Raw genomic sequence first — 19,824 nt, 5'->3', positions numbered from 1 at the left:
GAAGGCGGGCCTCAGCCCGCCTTCGACGGCGTGCGCACGAGCGTGCCGTACGCACGTGAACAGCATGCACCCCAACTCACTTGAGCGGGAAGCGCACTTCCCCGGCCACGATCGGGTTCGCGTAGTTCTTGCTGGAGATCTTGATGCGGTTCAGGGCGAGGCCGGTGAGCGCCTCGAAGACGGCCCTGCGGGCGTTCATCGCGGTGGAGTAGCCCGCGTCCAGGTGCGGGGCGACCTCGACCACGTCCATGCCGACCAGGTTCGTCTCGTGGGCGATGCGGCGCAGCGCGGTGAACAGCTCGCGGGTGGTGAGCCCGGCGGGCTCGGGGGTGCCGGTGCCGGGCGCGAACGCCGGGTCCAGGACGTCGATGTCCAGGGACAGATAGACGTGGTCGGCGACCGCGCGGGCCTCCTCGATGACCTTGTCGATGACCGCGGCGAAGCCGATCCGCTCGATCTCGGCCATGAAGTGCGAGCGCATCCCGGCCCGGCGCATCCAGTTGAACAGCTGGTCGTCGGGGCCCGAGATGGTGCGGATGCCGACCTGGATGACGTTGGGCCCCGGCACCATCTCCTCGTCGATGAGGCGCCGGATCGGCGTGGTGTGGGTGGCGCGGTGCCCGAACAGCTCCTCGTGGCAGTCCGGGTGCGCGTCGAAGTGGATGACGGCGATGGAGCCGCGGCCGTGCACCTCCGACAGGGCGCCCACGCTGGGCCACAGCAGCGAGTGGTCGCCGCCGAGGACGACGGGGCGGGCCCCGACCTCGGCGATCTCGCGGACCAGGCCGCGGATGGGCTCCATGGACCGGGTGATGTCGAAGGGGTCCACGGCCGCGTCGCCGTAGTCGACGACCTTCAGGATGTTGAAGGGGTTGACCCGGGTCGCGGAGTGCACGAACCCCTCGGGGGTCGCGTACAGGTAGCGCTCGTCGGCGCGGATGGCGCGCGGGCCGTAGGCGGCGCCGCGGTGCCCGCTGGAGACGTCCACGGGGCAGCCGACCACGGCCACGTCCACCTCGCCCGCCCGCAGGTCCTCCTGGGTGAGGGCGAGGGGGACGCCCATGAAGGTGGGCACGCCCGAGTAGGACGGCTGGACGTAGTAGCGGCGCAGGTCGATGGGGCCGGGCTCGCGCCGCGGGAAGGTGGAGCGATCGACCTCCCGCCGCCAGGCCTCGGACTCGGGTGTCTCGCTCATCTGTCTCCTCGGATACGGGGTGGAACGCGACGGCGCCGCGCCCCGGAGAGGGCGCGGGCCGTCTGGGGGCTCGCGGCGCTACCGGGCCGCGCCGCTGACGGGCAGCCGGGTGCAGCCGCTGATCACGGGCGAGCTGCGGCGCCGCACGGGACCGGCGACGCGCAGCTCGGGCAGGCGCTCCACCAGGACGCGCAGCGCCGTCTCGCCCTCCATGCGGGCCAGGGGGGCGCCGATGCAGTAGTGGATGCCGCCGGAGAACGACAGGTGCTCGGCGGGGTCCTCACGGGTGAGGTCGAAGCGGTCCGGCTCGTCGTACACCTCGGGGTCGCGGTTGGCGGCGCCGATGAGGACGACGACGGAGCTGTCGGCCCGGATGTGGTGGCCGGCGAGGGCGATGTCCTGGTGCGGGACGCGCTGGGCCTGGAGGGCCGGCGAGTCGTAGCGCAGGGTCTCCTCGACGGCGCGCGGCGCGAGGTCGGGGTCGTCGCGCAGCAGGTTCCACTGCGTGCGGTCGCCGGTCATCGCGAGGACGGCGTTGCCGATGAGGTTGGTGGTGGTCTCGAAGCCGGTGACGGCGAGCACGGTGCAGAAGGCGAGGAGTTCCTCGGTGCTGAGCTTGCCCTCGCCCTGGGCCGTGGTGAGGCGGCTGATGAGGTCGTCGCCCGGGTCCTGGGCGCGCAGCTCGATCAGTTCGGTGAAGACCTGGTCGAGGTCGTCGACGGCGGCGCGGAAGTCCCGTGCCATCTTCAGGGACTTGACGCCGTCGATGACGGGCCCGACCTTGCGCCCGGCCCGGACGAACCGCTCGTGGTACTCCTCGGGGACGCCGAGGAGCTCGCCGATCACGAGCAGCGGCAGGGGTCCCGCGAAGTCCTCGATGAGGTCGAAGTCGCGCCCCGCGGCCTGGTCGAGCAGACCGTGGCAGAGCTTCTCCACCGAGATCCGGTACTTGCTGATCATCTTGGGGCCGAAGGCGGGCTGGGCGAGCCGCCGCAGGCGGGTGTGGTCGGGCGGGTCGAGGCCGAGGATGGAGCTGTTCCAGGGGATGTCGGCCATCATCTCGTGCCCGGGTACGCCGCCCTGCTCGCGGTTCAGGAACAGCGTGCGGTCGCGCAGGATCTTGCTGCCGAGCTCATGGCTTCCGGTGACCCAACTGCCCAGGTGGCTGCGGTGGATGGGGCCGCGCTGGCGGACCTTCGCATACAGCGGGTAGGGGTCCTCCTTGCCCTGGAGCAGATGGGTGAAGGGGTCGCCGAAGAGGCCGAAGGCGCGCAGGATCGCGCGGGTCACGCCGAGCTTGGCGCTGAACTTGAACCCGGCCGACTTGCTGTCCATGAGCGTGGTCATCACTGCTCCTTGCGCGAGGCGGTCCGGGTGGGCCTGAGGGCCTGCTCCGGCCCGAGGGCCACCACGTCGAAGTGGCGGGTGGTGACGTCGAGACGGTGGATGAGCCGGTCGGGCCCGGTGACGTGGACCGTGCCCACGCCCTGGGCGCGCAGGGTGTCCACGACGGGGTGCCAGCGCACGGGGTGGTCGAAGGTGTCGAGGAGGAGGGTGCGCATCTGCTCCGCGCTCGTCACCAGGGAGCCGTCGTGGTCGGCGACCACCGGCAGCTGGGGGTCGGCGAGGTCGAACTTGGCGAGGACCTCCTCCTCGACGCGGGCGCGCAGGCCCGTGAGGATCCGGCAGTGCGCGGGCGGTTTCATCGAGTACAGGGAGTAGCCGCCGGCGGCGCTGATGCGCCGCTGGAAGGACTCCAGGACCTGCTCGCGCAGGGTGACCATGTGCATGCCCTCGTCGAGGCGGCCGGAGACCTCGTGGAACTCGCCGCGCTCGGCCAGCTCCCCGAGGACCTCGGTGAGCGCCGCCTCGGGCACGCGGGTGATGGTGAGCGTCACCAGGTCCTGGTGCTCCTGCTCGAAGAACCGCTGCTCGCACAGGGCGAGTTCGTAGGTCAGGCGGGTCGCCTCGGCGAAGGACAGGGCGCCGCTGTACGCCGTCGCGGCCTTCTGGCCGAAGCTGAAGCCGACGCAGAGGTCCGGCGCGAGGCCCTGGGTCTCGGCGGCCCGGTCCGCGAGGGCCACCGAGTTGATGAAGAAGGCGACCTGGGCGAACTCGCCGAAGTCCACCGCCTGGGTGCGGAACCCGTCGAGGACCGACCGGCCGAGCGCTTCGTCGGCGGCGGCGAGGCGCCCCCGTACGAAGGGGTCGATCATCATGAACTTGCCCACGTCGGTGAAGCGCGAGGGCCCCATGCCCGGAAACACCACGGCGCTGCGTGCCTGGTCGGTCGTCATCGTGTCCGCTCTGTCTGTCCTGTGCTGGTCGTGCGGTCTGTACGGGGTGCTGGCCGAGGGCGGCTCAGACGGAAGCGGCGAGTTCCGCCGTGCTCCGCTCCGCCGCCCGCTGTTCGAGGGCCCGTCGGTCGGGCTTGCCGTTGCGGTTGAGCGGGAAGCTGTCGATGACGACGACCCGGTTGGGGTGTTCGTACGAGGGCAGCGCGTCCTTGATGCGGCGGCGCCACTCGGTGACGTCCTGGCCCGTGGGGTCCTCGACGAAGAAGACCAGCTCGGCGCCGCGCGCGTCGTCGGGGAGGGCGATCACCTTGACGGTGCAGCCCGCGACGGCGGCCCGCCGCTCGATGATCTCCGGGTAGAGCGTGTACCCCATGCGGTGCACGGCGAGTTTGCGGCCCGCCACGAACAGGTTGCCGTCCGCGTCGAGGTGGCCGAGGTCGCCGGTGCGGTACCAGCCCTGCTCGACCGGGTCGAGGCGGCCGTCCTCGGCCAGGTAACCGGCCATCATGTCGGGGGTGTTGACGACGAGCTCGCCCATCTCCCCGGCGGCGAGGACGTTGCCGTCGTCGTCCTGGACCGTCATCTCCAGGCCCTTCATGACCTGGCCGCAGGCGACGGGGTTGTCGATGGTGGCGAACGCGATGTTGCCGAGCTCGGTGCTGCCGTAGCTGTCGAGCAGCGGCTGGCCGAAGGCGTCGACGTACGCGTCCGAGAGCGCCGGGTCGAGCGGGGCGGCGCCGCTGCAGAACATGCGGACGCCACCGAGGGCGGCGCGCACGTCCGCCTTGCTGCGGGCGAGGTTGAGCATGCTGCGGTAGGTGGCCGGGGTGGCGTCGATGACGGTCACCCCGCACTGGCCGCCCATGAGGAGCGACCGGTCGAGCCGCCGGTGCGGCGCGACGACGAGGGAGCACTCGGCGAGCCAGGCGATGAGCACCATGGACAGGCCGTACTGGTGCGCGAAGGGCAGCAGCGGCAGCAGGACGTCGCCGGGGCCGTGGCCCATGTGGTCGGCGTTGCGGCGCAGGTTCTCCAGGAAGCGGCCGCCGTTCTTGACCACGCCCTTGGGGGTGCCGGTGGAGCCGGAGGACCACATGATCAGGCCGTCCGGCAGGGCGCACCACGCGTCGAAGTCGAAGGCGGGCTCGGTCGGGACCAGGCCCGAGGCCTCCACGAGGAGCTTGTACAGATAGACGGCGTCGGGCGTCTCCGCGGGCATGGGAGCGTCGTCGTCGTACAGGCACAGGCGGGCGCGCGTGCGCTCGACGATGCGCGCGGTCTCGCGGGCGTGCTCCTGCTGGTCGACGAGGACGATGGAGGCGCCGACGTGCATCAGTGCGAAGAACGCGTTCAGCCAGGCCGCCGAGTTTCCGGCCTTGAGCAGCACCCGGTCGCCCGGCCTGACGCCTTCCGCGCGCAGGACCATCGCGACCCGCAAGGTGTCCTGCTCGAATTCAGCGAAGGTCCGCGCCGAATCTCCCGTGAAGATGTTCGGTGTCATCAAAGCCGCCCCCTTTCCCGGTTCTGAGAATCAACGGGCACGAAAAGGTCGAGCAATTCTCCCGCCCCGGTCCAGTCGCCGGGGAGCTAGCGTAAAAGCTAGGCGGCACCCGGGCGCCGCAGAACCCCTATCCTCCCCCTAGCACCCCCTGAGCAGCCAACTTGCCGCTCACAGGGGCAAGCTGACGGGCCGTGCGAGCGACTACCTTCGACCGTGTTTCAGGCCATCTACTTCATCAGCCGCGGAGGCCCCGGTGGGAGTTCGGACGAAGGCCGGTCAGGGACCGGTCGAGGACCAGGATAAAGAACGGCAGGAGACATCCGCGATCCTGCCGGAAGAAAAAGAAGGAAAGGAAGGGGCGGCGCGGCGGAATGCCGCGGAACTGCCGGAGTTCGCCGGCCGCTGGGCGGGGGCGGTCGCGGGCGCGTCCGGCCTCGCGCTCCTTCTCGTCAGCACGCGGTACGGATTCCAGGGCGACGAGCTGTACTTCCTGGGGGCCGGGCAGCATCTGGACTGGGGGTACGCGGACCAGCCGGTGCTCCTTCCGCTGCTCGCCCGGGCGATCGACGCGCTGTCCGGCGGCTCGCTGTTCGCGCTGCGGCTGCTGCCCGCGCTCCTCACCGTGGCGGGCGTGCTCGTCGCGGCGCTCATCGCGCGCGAGTTCGGCGGCGCGCGGCGGGCGCAGCTGCTCACGGCGGCCGCCTACGGCTTCGCCCCGGCGGTCCTGATCAGCGGGCACGCGCTGTCGACGATGGCGGTCGACCTGTTCCTGTGGACGCTGGTGAACTGGCTCCTCGTGCGCTGGGTGCGCACCCGCGAGGACCGGCTGCTGCTGTGGACGGGCCTGGCGACGGCCCTCGCCCTGCAGGGCAAGTATCTGATCGTCGGCTATTGGCTCGTCCTCGCGGTCGCCGTGTTCGTCGTCGGCCCGCGCGAGCTGCTGCGCCGCAAGGAGCTGTGGATCGGCGCCGCGGTCTCCGTCGTCACGTCGCTGCCGGGTCTGATCTGGCAGGCGCGGCACGACTGGCCGCAGCTGGAGATGTCCAAGGTCCTCGCCGACGAGGGCATCCTGGGCGGCCGTGCGGGCTTCCTGCCGTATCTGATCGTCCTGTCCGGCGGGGTGTTCACCGTCGTCCTGGTCTACGGCCTGGTGCGGCTGCTCCGCTCGCCGGAGCTCGCGCCGTACCGGTTCCTGGCGTGGACGTTCCTCGGTCTCACGGCCGTGTTCCTGGTCACCGGCGGCCGTCCCGCGTACGTGGTGGGCGCGTTCGCGCCGCTGTGGGCGGCGGGCGCGGTCGCGCTCGGCCGCGGCGAGGGTGCCCGCTGGTGGCGCTGGGTGGCCGCCTGGCCGGTGGTCGCCCTGACGGCCCTGGTGTGCGTGGCCCTGTCGCTTCCGGTGTATCCGGTGTCGCAGGTGACGAAGACCGAGCAGCCCGACAACAACCCGATGACCGCCGAGACGCTGCGCTGGCCGCACCTGATCGACGCCGTCGAGAAGGCGTACAAGACGCTGCCCGCCGACGGTCGCGAGCGGGCCGTCGTCGTCACGCAGTACTACGAGGAGGCGGGCGCCGTCGACCACCTGGGCGCCGACCGCGGTCTGCCGTCCGCCTACAGCGGCCACCGCGGCTACTGGTACTTCGGCGCGCCGTCGGACTCCTCGGGGCCGGTCCTGTACGTGGGGCGGGACGTCGCGAAGCTGAAGCCGTACTTCTCGTCGGTGAAGAAGGCCGCGAAGGCGGCGGGCGGCCCCGGCGAGAGCTTCGTCGACGGGGTCCCGGTGTGGGTGCTCGACGGCCGGAACAAGCCGTGGTCGGAGATCTGGAAGGACTACGGCCACCTGTCCTGACCGCGCTTCGGCGCCTCGCACGCGGACGGCCCCGCCCCCACCGGAAGGTGGGGACGGGGCCGTCGTTCTTGGCGGGTCAGAGCTGCTCTTGGCGGGTCAGAGCTGCTCTTGGCGGGTCAGAGCCGCTCGTGGTGGGTCAGAGCTGCTCGTGGTGGGTCAGAGCTGCTCCAGCCACTCCTCCACGGCGCGTGCCGTGGTGCGGGAGTGCTCCTCCATCACCGTGAAGTGGGTGCCGGGCACGTCCGCGGTGGAGTGCTCCAGCTTCCAGGAGGGGCGCCAGTCGTAGTCCTTCGTCCACTCCATGAGCGGCTCCCCCGCCCGGACCAGGAGCGTGGGCGCCCGCACCTCCTCGGGCAGCAGGCCGAGGAACATGTAGCGGGCCATGGCGGTCACCCAGGCGTCGCCCCAGTCGTCGGCTTCGGCGTCCCCCGTTCCGTGCCCCGAGTCGTAGCGGTCGCTGAGCTGTTCGCCCATCGCGGCCGCCATGTCGCCGAGCGCCTTCTCGTCGACGTAGGTGTCGACGAGCACCACACCGGCGGGGCCCGCGCCCCGGCGCTCCAGCTCCCGCGCCACGGCGTGGGCGACGAGGCCGCCGGAGGAGTGTCCGGACAGGACGTACGGCTTGTCGCCGACGTGGCGCTGCACGGTGTCGGCGTGCAGCCGCACCAGCGCGTCCTTGTCGGCGGGCAGCAGCTCGCCCTCCAGGAAGCCGGGGTGTGTGATGACGCTGACGTCGCGCCGGTCGCGGAAGTACGCGCCGAAGCGGGCGTAGTCGTACGCGCTGGACCGTCCGACGTACGAGGTGAACAGCACCAGGGCGGTCTCCTCCGGGCCGCGCGCGAGGGTGAACGGGGCGCGCGGGGCGCCGAGTTCGGCCTCGTCGGTGAACGAGGCGCGGAACTGGGACATGGTCCGCAGGAGCGGGATCAGGTCGTCGGCCCGGCCCTGCCGCGCGGCCTCGTCGTACAGCTCGGCGAGGCCGGTCGCGGGCCGGGGCGCCGCCGGGGGCGCGGGCGGCTCGGGCGCCGCGGCGGCCTGCCGCGGCGCTTCCTCGGCCCGCTGCGGACGCGTGTCCTCGTGCCCGGCGCCGCTCCCGGGCCGTGCCGGGGATTCGGCCGCCGGGGGCAGGGCCTGCTCCAGGTCGTGCGCGAGGCGCTCGGCGAGGTCCCTCGGGGTGCGGTTCTGGAAGACCAGCGTCGCGGGCAGGCGCAGGCCGGTGGCGGCCGCCAGGCGGTTGCGCAGCTCGACGCCGGTGAGGGAGTCGAAGCCGAGCTCCAGGAAGCCGCGTTCGTCCTCGACGCGGTCGGCGGACGCGTGGCCGAGCACGGCCGCCGCCTGGTCGCGGACCAGCGCGCCGAGCAGTTCGGCGCGCTCGGCGCCGGCGGCCGCGGCGAGGCGGCGTGCGAACGCCTCCGCCTCGGACGCGGCGGCGCCGACGGCGGTGCGCCGGGCGGACACCCGCACCAGGCGCCGCAGCAGCGGCGGCACGGCGTCGCCCCGGCGCGCGCCCGCCCGCAGCGCCGCCGTGTCCAGGCGTACGGGCAGCAGCAGCGGGGCGCCGAGGGAGCGGGCGGCGTCGAGGAGTTCGACGCCTTCCGCCGAGGACAGCGGCAGGACGCCGCCGCGCGAGATGCGGGTGCGGCGGGCCTCGTCGAGGTGCCCCGTCATCTCGCTGCTCTCGGCCCACAGGCCCCAGGCGAGCGAGGTGGCGGGCACGCCCCGGGCGCGCAGGTGGTGCGCGAGGGCGTCGAGGAAGGCGTTGGCCGCCGCGTAGTTGCCCTGGCCGGGGCTGCCGAAGGTGGCGGCCGCGGAGGAGAACAGGACGAACTCCGCCAGGTCGTGCCCGGCCGTCAGCTCGGCGAGGTGGAGGGCCGCGTCCAGCTTGGGCCGCAGGACCGCGTCCACGCGCTCCGGCGTCAGGGACGCCACCAGGGCGTCGTCCAGGACTCCGGCGGTGTGCACCACGGCGGTGAGCGGATGCGCCGCCGGGACCGTGGCCAGGGCCTCGGCCAGGGCGTCGCGGTCCGCCGCGTCGCAGGCGACCACGCGGGCCTCGGCGCCGAGGGCTTCGAGCTCGGCCACGAGGGCGGCGGCCCCCGGCGCGTCCGGGCCCCTGCGGCTGGTCAGGAGCAGCCGCCGTGCGCCGTGCTCGGCCACGAGGTGGCGGGCGACGAGGGCGCCGAGGGTGCCGGTGGCGCCGGTGATCAGGACCGTGCCCTCGGGGTCGGGGGTGCGGTTCTGGGTGTTCTGGGTGTTCTGGGTGTCCGGCACGGCCGCGGGGGCCGTCGCGGGCACCAGGCGCGGCGCGAGCAGCGCCCCGTCGCGGACGGCGAGCTGCGGCTCGTCCAGGGCCAGGCCGTGGGCGAGCAGCGCGGCGGCGGTCCGGCCGTCGGCGCGGTCGTCGGCGCCGCCCAGGTCGAGCAGCACGCACCCGGCGCCGTCCGGGCCGCCCGCCTGCTCGGACTGGGCGGAGCGGGCCAGGCCCCACACCGCGGCGTGCGCCAGGTCGGGCACGTCGCCGCCGTCGGTGGCCACCGCGCCCCGGGTCACCAGGACCAGGCGGGCGGCGCCCAGGCGCGGCTCGGCCTGCCAGGTCTGGAGCAGGCCGAGCGCCCGGTGCAGGGCGGCGCGGGCCTGGGCGGCGGTGGCGTCGGCGGCCGCGTCCGGGTCGGGGCCCGGCGCGAAGGTGACGAGCAGCGCGTCGGGCACCGCCGCTCCGGCGTCGAGGGCGGCGGCGAGCGCGTCGGTGTCGGCGTAGGCGTCCACGCGGGCGCCGGACGCGGTGAGTTCGGCGCCCACCTTCAGCTCGTCGGGGCCGACCGTGGCCCAGGTCAGGTCCTTCGCGTCGGCCGTGCCGGAGGGCAGCGGCGTCCACTCCACGCCGAACAGCGCGTCGCGGTGGCCGCCGCCGGAGGCCGCGCGCAGCTGCTCGGGAGCGACCGGGCGCAGTTCCAGGGAGTCGGCGCGGGCGACGGGGGCGCCGGTGTCGTCGGCGAACAGCAGGGCCACGCCGCCGGACGCGGCGGGGCGCACGCGGACCCGCAGCACGGTCGCGCCCTGCGCGGCCAGCGAGACGCCGGTCCAGGCGAACGGCAGCCGCACGCCGTCCGCCTCCGCGAAGGGGGCGAGGGCCACGGTGTGCAGGGCGGCGTCCAGGAGCGCGGGGTGCACGCCGAAGGAGCGGGCGTCGCGGTGGGCGCTCTCGGGCAGCCGCACCTCGGCGTAGACGGCCTCGCCCGCCGGGTCCCGCCAGGCGGCGCGCAGCCCCTGGAACGCCGGGCCGTAGGCGAGCCCGCCCTCGGCGAGGCCCTCGTAGAACCCGTCGAGGGGCACGGCTTCGGCGCCCTCGGGCGGCCAGGCCGTCAGGGCCGGGTCCCGCTCCTCGTACGCGTCGGCGGCGAGGGTGCCGGTGGCGTGCCGGATCCAGGGGGCCTCGGTGGCGCCCTGGGCCCGGGAGGAGACGGTCAGCGGGCGGCGTCCGGCGGTGTCGGGGGCGCCGACCCACACCTGGAGGGTGACGGTGTCGTCGGCGGCGACGACCAGGGGCGCCTGGAGGGTGAGTTCCTCGACGAGCCCGCAGCCGACCTCGTCGCCCGCGCGCAGCGCCATCTCCACGTACGCGGTGCCGGGCAGGAGCACGGTCTCCCCGACGGCGTGGTCGGCGAGCCAGGGGTGGGTGCGCCGGGAGAGCCGCCCGGTGAGCACGTACTGGTCGGCGTCGGCCAGCTCCACCCGGGCGCCGAGCAGCGGGTGTCCCGCGGCCTCGATGCCGACGGAGGCCACGTCGCCGGTGCCCGCGACGGCGGGCTCGGGCCAGTAGCGCTCGCGCTGGAACGCGTACGTGGGCAGGTCGAGGGTGGTCTCGGCGCCGGGGTACAGCGCCGCCCAGTCGAGTTCGGCGCCGTGCGCGTGGGCCGCGGCGAGCGCGGTGAGGAGCCGCTCGGGGCCGCCCTCGTCGCGGCGCAGGGTGCCGAGCGCAACGGCGCCGGTGTGCGCGGCGGTGGCGACGGCGTCGATGGTCTCCTGCACCGGGACGGTGAGCACCGGGTGCGGGCTCATCTCCAGGAACAGGCCGTGCCCTTCGCCGAGCAGGCCGCGCGTGGCCTGCTCGAAGAGGACGGTGTGGCGCAGGTTGCGGTACCAGTAGCCCGCGTCCATGGGCGTGTCGGCGCCGAGCCACGTGCCGGTGAGGGTCGAGTACAGCGGGATCTCGGCGGCGCGCGGGCTCAGCCCGGTCAGGGCCTCCTCGATGCGGGCCTCGATCTGCTCCACGTACGAGGAGTGCGACGCGTAGTCCACCGGGACGGTGCGCGCCCGCACGCCCTGCTCGGCGCAGTGGGCGGCCAGCTCTTCGAGGGCCTCGGGGTCGCCCGCGACGACGACCTGGGAGGGGCCGTTGACGACGGCGATCTCGACGCGTCCGGCCCAGGCGGCGAGGAGCGTCTCGGCCTCGTCCTGCGGCAGGACGAGGGAGACCATGCCGCCCTTGCCGGACAGCTCGCGGATCGCCCGGCTGCGCAGGGCGACGACGCGGGCGGCGTCCGGCAGCGACAGGACGCCCGCGACGCACGCGGCGGCGATCTCGCCCTGGCTGTGGCCGACGACGGCGGCGGGCCGCACCCCGGCGGCCTGCCAGACGGCGGCGAGCGAGACCATCACGGCGAACAGCACCGGCTGGACGACGTCGACGCGGTCGAAGTTCTCGCCGCCCAGCTCCTCGGTGAGGTCCCAGTCCACGAACGCGGACAGGGCGTCGGCGCACTCCCGCATCCGCGCGGCGAACACCGGCGACCCGTCGAGGAGTTCACGGGCCATGCCCGCCCACTGCGCGCCCTGGCCGGGGAAGACGAACACGGGGCGGACCGTGCCGCCGGGGGCGCGGCCCGTGACGACGGAGCGGGCTTCCGTGTCGCCCTGCGCCAGTCCGTCGAGGGCGGCGATGAGGTCTGCCCGGCCGCGTCCGTGGACCACCGCGCGGTGCTCGAACCGGGAGCGTGCCACGGCCAGGGACAGGCCCACGTCGGCGGGTTCGGCGCCGGGGTGCGCGAGCAGGTGCTCCCGCAGCTGTCGGGCCTGGGCCCGCAGCGCCTGCGGGGTCTTGCCGGACAGGGCGAGCGGCACCAGGCCGGGGGCGACCGCCGGGGCGTCGGGCTTCGGGGCCTGCGCGGCCTGGGGGGCCCGGGGGGCCTGGGGGGCTTCTTCGACGATCACGTGGGCGTTGGTGCCGCTGATGCCGAAGGAGGAGATGCCCGCGCGGCGCGGTGCGCCGTCCGTGCGGCCGGGCCAGTCCCGGCTCTCGGTGAGGAGTTCCACTCCTCCGCCGGTCCAGTCGACTTCGGGGGTGGGCGCGTCCACGTACAGGGTCTTCGGCAGCACGTTGTTGCGCATCGCCATCACCGTCTTGATGACGCCGCCGACTCCGGCGGCGGCCTGGGTGTGGGCGATGTTCGACTTGAGCGAGCCCAGCCACAGCGGCCGCTCGTCGGAGTGTGCCTTGCCGTACGTGGCGATGAGCGCTTGGGCCTCGATGGGGTCGCCGAGGGTGGTGCCGGTGCCGTGGGCCTCCACGGCGTCGACGTCGGCGGCCGTGAGGCGCGCGTCGGTGAGGGCGGCGCGGATGACGCGCTGTTGGGAGGGCCCGTTGGGGGCGGTCAGGCCGTTGCTGGCGCCGTCCTGGTTGATGGCGGAGCCGCGGACGACCGCGAGCACCGGGTGGCCGTTGCGGCGGGCGTCGGACAGGCGCTCCAGGACGAGCATGCCGACGCCCTCGCCCCAGCCGGTGCCGTCCGCCGCGGCGGCGAACGACTTGCAGCGGCCGTCGGGGGCCAGGCCGCGCTGGCGGCTGAACTCCGCGAAGGAGGTGGGTGTCGGCATGACGGCGGCGCCGCCCGCGAGCGCCATCGTGCACTCGCCCTGCCGCAGCGCGCGCACCGCCAGGTGCAGCGCGACGAGCGAGGAGGAGCAGGCGGTGTCCACGGTCACGGCCGGGCCCTCGAAGCCGAAGGAGTACGAGAGGCGGCCCGAGGCGACGCTGGCCGCGTCGCCGGTCATGACGTAGCCCTCGACGCCTTCGGCGCCGTGCAGCGTGGTCGAGTAGCCCTGGGTGGACAGGCCGACGAACACCCCGGTCTCGCTGCCGCGCACCGTGGCGGGGACGATGCCCGCGCGCTCGAAGGCCTCCCAGGACGTCTCCAGCAGGAGGCGCTGCTGGGGGTCCATGGCGAGGGCTTCGCGCGGGTTGATGCCGAAGAACTCGGAGTCGAACTCGTCGGCGTCGTGGAGGAAGGCTCCGGTGGTGACGTAGGTGAGGCCCTCGTCGCCGTCGCCGCCGTCGAGGTCCGCCGGGGCGGTGACGTCCCAGCCGCGGTTCACGGGGAAGCCGGTGAGGCCGTCCTCGCCCGCGGACACCATGCGCCACAGGTCCTCGGGCGAGCGGACGCCGCCGGGGTAGCGGCAGCTCATCGCGACGATGGCGACGGGCTCGTCGTCCACGCCGCTGACGGTCGCGCCGCCGCGCGCGGCGGCCGGGGCGGCGGTCTCGGGGAGCGAGCCGAGCAGCTCCGCGCCCAGGTGGGCGGCGAGGGCGACCGGCGTGGGGTAGTCGAAGACGAGGCTGGCGGGCAGGCGCAGCGCGGTGGCGCCACCCAGGCGGTTGCGCAGCTCGACGGAGGTCAGGGAGTCGAAGCCGAGCTCCTTGAACGCCTTGGCGGCGTCGACCGATTCGAGCGACGGGTAGCCGAGGACGGCGGCGACGTTGTCCCGGACGACGTCGACGAGGGCCTGCTCGCGCTCCTCCGCGCCGAGCCCGGCGAGGCGCTCGGCCAGCGACTCCTGTCCGTCGGCCGCCGGGCCCGCCTGGGCGGTGGCGGCCCTGCGCACCTGGGCGCGGATGAGGCCGCGGAACAGCGGCGGCACGTCGGCCCCGAACTGTCCGCGCAGGACGTCGAGTTCCAGCTTGATCGGTACGAGGGCGCCGTCGGGCTGGGCGAGGGAGGCGTCGAGCAGGGCGAGGCCTTCGTCGGCTGACAGGGCCGCCACGCCCGCCCGGTTCATCCGGTCGATGTCACCGTCGGCGAGGGCTCCGGCCATGCCGCCCTGGTCGGCCCACAGGCCCCAGGCCAGCGAGGTCGCGGGCAGACCCTGCGCGCGCCGGTGCTGGGCCAGGGCGTCCAGGAACGCGTTGGCGGCCGCGTAGTTGGCCTGCCCCGCACTACCGAGCACACCGGCCGCGGAGGAGAACAGCACGAACGCCGACAGATCCAGACCCGCCGTCAGCTCATGCAGATTGACCGCCGCGTCCACCTTCGGACGCAGCACCGTGTCCAGACGCTCCGGAGTGAGCGAGGTCAGGATGCCGTCGTCGACCACACCGGCCACGTGGACGACCGCGCTCAGCTCGGCGCGCACGCCCTCCAGGAGACCGGCCAGGGCCTCGCGGTCGGCGACGTCACACGCCGCGATCCGCACCCGCGCACCCAACTCCTCCAGCTCGGCACGGACTTCACCCGCACCAGGCGCCTCCTCACCACGCCGGGAGACCAGCAGCAGGTCCCGTACGCCGTGCTCACCGGCCAGGTGCCGGGCCACGACCCGCCCCAGACCACCCAGAGCACCCGTGACGAGCACGGTTCCCTCGGCCCTGAGGACCGGCGGCAGGGTCAGGACGACCTTGCCGACGTGCCGCGCCTGGCTGAGGTAGCGGAACGCCTCCGGCGCCCGGCGCACGTCCCACGCCCGCACCGGCAGGGGCTTCAGCACACCCTGCTCGAACAGGCCGAGGATGTCCGCGAGCATCTCCCGGATGCGGTCGTGTCCGGCGTCGATCAGGTCGAAGCTGCGGTACGTGACTCCGGAGTGCTCCGCGGCGATGTCCTCGGGGTCGCGGAGGTCGGTCTTGCCCATCTCCACGAAGCGTCCGCCGCGCGGAAGGAGGCGCAGCGAGGCATCCACGAACTCCCTGGCCAGGGAGTTGAGCACCACGTCCACGCCCCGGCCCGCGGTGCCTTCGGTGACCGAGGCCTCGAAGTCCAGGGTCCGGGAGGAGGCGATGTGCGAGTCCTCGACGCCGAGGCCCCGCAGGACGTCCCACTTCCCCGCGCTCGCGGTGCCGTACACCTCGGCACCGAAGTGCCGGGCCAGCTGCACCGCCGCCATGCCCACACCACCGGCGGCCGCGTGCACCAGGACCGACTCGCCCGCCTGGAGGTCGGCCAGGTCCCGCAGCGCGTAGTACGCCGTGAGGAACACCGTCGGCACCGACGCGGCCTGCGCGAAGGACCAGCCCTCGGGGATCCGCGCCACCATGCGCTCGTCGGCGACCGACAGCGGGCCGAAGGCGCCCTCCAGGAGGCCGAGGACCCGGTCGCCGACGGCGAGGTCCGTGACGTCCGGGCCGACCTCCACGACGACGCCCGCGCCTTCGGTGCCCATGACCGCGTCGCCCGGGTACATGCCCAGGGCGATCAGCGGGTCACGGAAGTTGACGCCCGCCGCGCGCACCTCGACGCGCACCTCACCGGCGCCCAGCGGCCTGCTGCCGGACACCTCGGCGTCCTCGGCGACGGGCAGCAGGGCCAGGTTCTCCAGGGTGCCCCGTCCGGTCACGCCGAGCTGCCAGTCCGCACCGGCCGGGGCCGCGAGGGCGCCCCCGCCCGCGCGCGTCAGGCGGGGCGCCCACACCACGTCGCCGCGCACCGCGACCTGCGGCTCGTCGAGCGCGAGGAGGGCGGGCAGCTGGGTCAGCGACGCCGCCGTGCCGTCGAGGTCGACGAGGGTGACGCGGCCCGGGTTCTCGGACTGCGCGGACCGCAGCAGCCCCCACACCGGAGCGTCCACCAGGCCCTCCGCCGACACCACGTCACCGGCGCCCACACCCACCGCACCGGACGTCACCACGACCAGCCGGGAGTCCTCACCGCCCTCGAAGGACAGCCACTCCCCCACGACGCCGAGCGTGCTGTTCAGGGAGGCGCGCACCGACGCGGCCGTGCCGTCCGCGTGCTGTCCGCCGACGCAGGTCACGAAGACCGACTCCGGCACAGGAGCCCCGCCCTCGACCGCCGCGGCGAGGGCGGCGACATCCGCGTACCCGGCCACCGTCGCACCGGCGCCCTCCAGCACGCCCCGCAGACCCAGCTCGTCCGCGCCCAGGACGGCGTACGCGCCACCGGCGGGCGCGGCGGGCGCGGGCACCACGCTCCAGTCGACCCGGAACAAGGAGTCGTTGCGGCCGCCCTGTTCGGCGCCCGTGTCCGGCGCGGCGATGGGCCGCAGGACGAGGGAGTCCACGGCGGCGACCGGCTGCCCGTCGGTGTCGGCGACGGCGAGGGCCACGCCGTCCGTACCCGCGGCGGTCAGGCGCACGCGCAGCGCGGACGCGCCGGTCGCGTGCAGGGACACGCCGGTCCAGGAGAAGGGCATGCGGCCCTGCTCGGTGTCGGACACGAAGGTGCCGAGGCCCAGCGGGTGCAGCGCGGCGTCGAGGAGCGCCGGGTGCAGGCCGTACGCACCGGCCTCCTCCCGGTCCTCCTCTGGCAGCGCGACCTCGGCGAAGAGTGCGTCGCCGCGCCGCCAGACGGACCGCAGGCCCAGGAAGGCCGAGCCGTAGCGGAACCCGGCGGCGGCCAGGCTCTCGTACAGCGCCTCGGTGTCGGCCCGCTCGGCGCCGGCGGGCGGCCACTGCGCGAGGTCGGCGTCGGCGGGGCGGGCGGCCGGGGCGGGGGCGAGCGTGCCGGTGGCGTGGCGCAGCCACGGCTCGTCGGACCACAGGTCGTCGGCGGACACGTGCTGGGGCCGCGAGTAGAGGTTCACCGGGCGGCGGCCGAAGGCGTCGGCGGCGCCCACGGCGAGCTGCATCTGCACGCCGCCGCGCTCGGGCAGGACCAGGGGCGCCTGGAGCGTCAGCTCCTCCAGGTGCGCGCAGCCGACGCGGTGTCCGGCGTGCAGGGCGAGCTCGACGTAGGCCGTGGCGGGCAGCAGGACGGTGCCCGCGAGGGCGTGGCCCGCGAGCCAGGGGTGGGTGGCGAGCGAGAGCCTGCCCGTGAAGAGGTAGCCGTCCATGTCGGCGAGGGCGACGGCGGCGCCGAACAGCGGGTGGTCCGCCGGGTTCAGGCCGGTGGCACGCGCGTCGCCGACGCCGCCGACGGCGGGGCGCGGCCAGTAGCGCTGGTGCTGGAAGGCGTACGTCGGCAGCTCGACGCGGCGCCGCGACTCGACCGGCGCGTACAGCGGCGCCCAGTCGACGGTGACGCCGCGCACGTGCGCCTTGGCGAGGGCGGTCAGGAACGCGTCGGGCTCGGGGCGGTCCTTGCGCACCGCGCCGACCAGGCCCGCCTGCGCGGCGGGGTCGGTGAGGGTGTCGTGCGCCATCGCCGTGAGCACGGAGTCGGGGCCGAGCTCCAGGAGCGTCGACACGCCGAAGTCGGTGAGGGCGTTGAGGCCGTCGTGGAAGCGCACGGCTTCACGGATGTGGCGGACCCAGTACTCGGGGTCCTTCAGCTCGGCGGCCTTCGCGAGCGCGCCCGTGAGGTTGGAGACGACGGGCAGGACGGTGTCCTGGTACGTCAGCTTGGCCGCGACCTCGCGGAAGTCATCGAGGGCCGGGCCCATCAGGGGCGAGTGGAAGGCGTGGCTGACCTTCAGCCACTTCACCTTGCGGCCGTCGCCGCGCAGGGCCTCTTCCAGGGCTTCGAGGGCCGTGCGCTCGCCGGAGAGCACGATCTGCGCGGGGCCGTTCACGGCCGCCACGCCGACGCGGTCGGCCACGTCCGCGAGGAGCGGCAGGACGTCGGCTTCCGCGATCTGGGCGGCCAGCATGGCGCCGCCCTCGGGCAGGGCCTGCATCAACCGTCCCCGTGCGGCGACCAGTTGAGCCGCGTCCTCGAGCGACCACAGTCCTGCCACGTACGCGGCGGCCAGCTCGCCGATCGAGTGACCGCCCACGATCTCCGGGCGTACGCCGAAGGACTCGGCCAGCCGGTACAGGGCGACTTCCATCGCGAACAGCGCGGGCTGCGCGTAGCCCGTCCGCTCAAGGAGGTCCGCGTCGGTACCGAACATCACGCTCTGGAGCGAACGTTCTATCCACGGGTCTATGTGGGCACACACCTCGTCCAGGGCAGCCGCGAAGACCGGGAACGTCTCGTACAGCTCACGGCCCATGCCGATGCGCTGGCTGCCCTGGCCGGTGAAGACCACGCCGAGGCGGCCCTCGACGACCGAGCCCGCGAGGGTTCCGGGGCCGCCGGACGCCAGGGACTCCAGGCCCGCGAGGAGGTCGGCGCGCTCGCGGCCGAACACCACCGCGCGGTGCTCCAGCGCGGACCGGCCCGACAGGAGGGACCAGCCGATGTCCACGGCGTCCTGGCCGGGGTCGCCCGCGACGTGCTCGCGCAGCCGCTCGGCCTGCTCCCGCAGCGCCTCCGCACTGCGCGCCGACACCAGCCACGGCACAGCCGTGACCGGAGCGACCGGCTCCACCGCTTCAGCGGGCTCCTCGACGGGCGCCTGCTCCACGATCACGTGCGCGTTGGTGCCGCTGACGCCGAAGGAGGAGACGCCCGCGCGGCGCGGGCCGCCGTCCTCGCGTGCGGCCCACTCCCGGGCCTCCGTCAGGAGCTCCACGGCTCCGGCGGACCAGTCGACGTGCGTACTCGGGCGGTCCGTGTGCAGGTTCTCGGGCAGGACGCCGTGGCGCATCGCCATGACCATCTTGATGACACCGGCGACACCCGAAGCGGCCTGGGTGTGGCCGATGTTGGACTTCACCGAGCCGAGCAGCAGCGGCTGGTCCGCGGGGCGGTCCTGGCCGTAGGTGGCGAGCAGCGCCTGCGCCTCGATGGGGTCGCCGAGGACCGTGCCGGTGCCGTGGCCCTCGACGGCGTCGATGTCGCTGGTGGCGAGGCGGGCGGCGGCGAGGGCCTGGCGGATGACGAGCTGCTGGGACGGGCCGTTGGGCGCGGTCAGGCCGTTGGAGGCGCCGTCCTGGTTGACGGCGGAGCCCCGGACGACGGCCAGGACCTCGTGGCCGTTGCGGCGCGCGTCGGACAGCCGCTCCAGGGCGAGGACGCCGACGCCCTCGCCCCAGCCGGTGCCGTCGGCGGCGTCGGCGTACGGCTTGCAGCGGCCGTCGCCCGCGAGGCCGCCCTGGCGGGAGAACTCGGCGAACGCACCGGAGGTGACCATGATGGCGACGCCACCGGCGAGGGCGAGGTCGCACTCGCCCTGGCGCAGCGCCTGCGCCGCCAGGTGCAGGGCCACGAGCGACGACGAGCAGGCGGTGTCGACGGTGACCGCCGGGCCTTCGAGGCCGAACACGTACGACAGGCGGCCGGAGATGACGCTGGAGACGTCACCGGTGAGCAGATAGCCCTCGACGTTGTCCGGCGAGGCCATGAGGGCGGGTCCGTAGCCCTGGGCGGTGGCGCCGACGAACACGCCGGTGCGGCTGCCGCGCAGCGAGGCGGGCGGGATCCCGGCCCGTTCGAAGGTCTCCCACGTGGCCTCCAGGAGGAGCCGCTGCTGCGGGTCCATGGCCATGGCCTCGCGCGGGGAGATCCCGAAGAAGGCGGCGTCGAAGTCGCCCGCGTCGTAGACGAAGCCGCCACCGCGCTCCGGGCCCTCCGGGGCCTCGGCGCCGGTGCGTCCGGCGAGCGCGTCGACGTCCCAGCCCCGGTCGGTGGGGAAGGCGGAGAGCGCGTCCCGCCCGTCGGCCACGAGCTGCCACAGGTCCTCGGGGCCGCGTACGCCGCCGGGGTAGCGGCAGCTCATTCCGACGATGGCGATGGGCTCGGGCTCCTCCGACTCCACTTCGCGCAGCCGCTGGCGCGTCTCGTGGAGGTCGGCGGTCACCCGCTTGAGGTAGTCGAGGAGCTTTTGCTGGTCCGCCATCGGAAACTCACCTGTTCGCGTAGTCACAGAAAAATCGCGCAGTCGAGAAAGCGCGCAGTAACGGAAGAACCGCGCTGAGGGGGGCGGCCGGTCC

At 74.3% G+C, this 19,824-nt stretch carries 6 protein-coding genes; 1 reads left to right on the top strand and 5 read right to left on the bottom strand.

All coding sequences use genetic code 11. From position 1 onward, the window contains the following. Positions 1 to 76: 76 nt before the first annotated feature. The 4 genes from speB to C9F11_RS34335 form a co-directional block, all read right to left on the bottom strand. Positions 77 to 1,195: an agmatinase gene (gene speB / locus C9F11_RS34350; protein WP_138963081.1), complete on the bottom strand. Its 1,119-nt coding sequence runs from the start codon at positions 1,193 to 1,195 to the stop codon at positions 77 to 79. 78 nt (positions 1,196 to 1,273) lie between these two features. Continuing rightward, positions 1,274 to 2,542 (bottom strand): cytochrome P450, encoded by a 1,269-nt coding sequence (locus C9F11_RS34345; protein ID WP_138963079.1) that lies wholly within the window; start codon positions 2,540 to 2,542, stop codon positions 1,274 to 1,276. Next, on the bottom strand, positions 2,542 to 3,492 hold the full coding sequence (locus C9F11_RS34340; RefSeq protein WP_138963077.1) for an acyltransferase domain-containing protein: 951 nt from the start codon (positions 3,490 to 3,492) through the stop codon (positions 2,542 to 2,544). The genes C9F11_RS34345 and C9F11_RS34340 overlap by 1 nt, the downstream gene beginning before the upstream one ends. Positions 3,493 to 3,556: 64 nt before the next feature. Next, positions 3,557 to 4,993 (bottom strand): class I adenylate-forming enzyme family protein, encoded by a 1,437-nt coding sequence (locus C9F11_RS34335; RefSeq protein WP_138963075.1) that lies wholly within the window; start codon positions 4,991 to 4,993, stop codon positions 3,557 to 3,559. Positions 4,994 to 5,246: 253 nt separating this feature from the next. Here C9F11_RS34335 and C9F11_RS34330 point away from each other — a divergent pair, with 253 nt between their 5' ends. After that, positions 5,247 to 6,842, top strand: coding sequence for a glycosyltransferase family 39 protein (locus C9F11_RS34330; RefSeq protein WP_212767852.1), 1,596 nt, complete (start codon positions 5,247 to 5,249; stop codon positions 6,840 to 6,842). A 156-nt stretch (positions 6,843 to 6,998) separates the two neighbouring features. On the opposite strand, the gene C9F11_RS48945 is transcribed toward C9F11_RS34330, so the two are convergent. Further along, a complete protein-coding gene (locus tag C9F11_RS48945) occupies positions 6,999 to 19,730 on the bottom strand; it encodes a type I polyketide synthase (RefSeq protein WP_138963073.1) in 12,732 nt (4,243 codons plus the stop codon). Positions 19,731 to 19,824 lie beyond the last annotated feature (94 nt).

Origin of the sequence: Streptomyces sp. YIM 121038 (assembly GCF_006088715.1) — a bacterium.
Lineage (GTDB): Bacteria > Actinomycetota > Actinomycetes > Streptomycetales > Streptomycetaceae > Streptomyces.
This window is presented reverse-complemented; position numbering and strand designations above follow the sequence as displayed.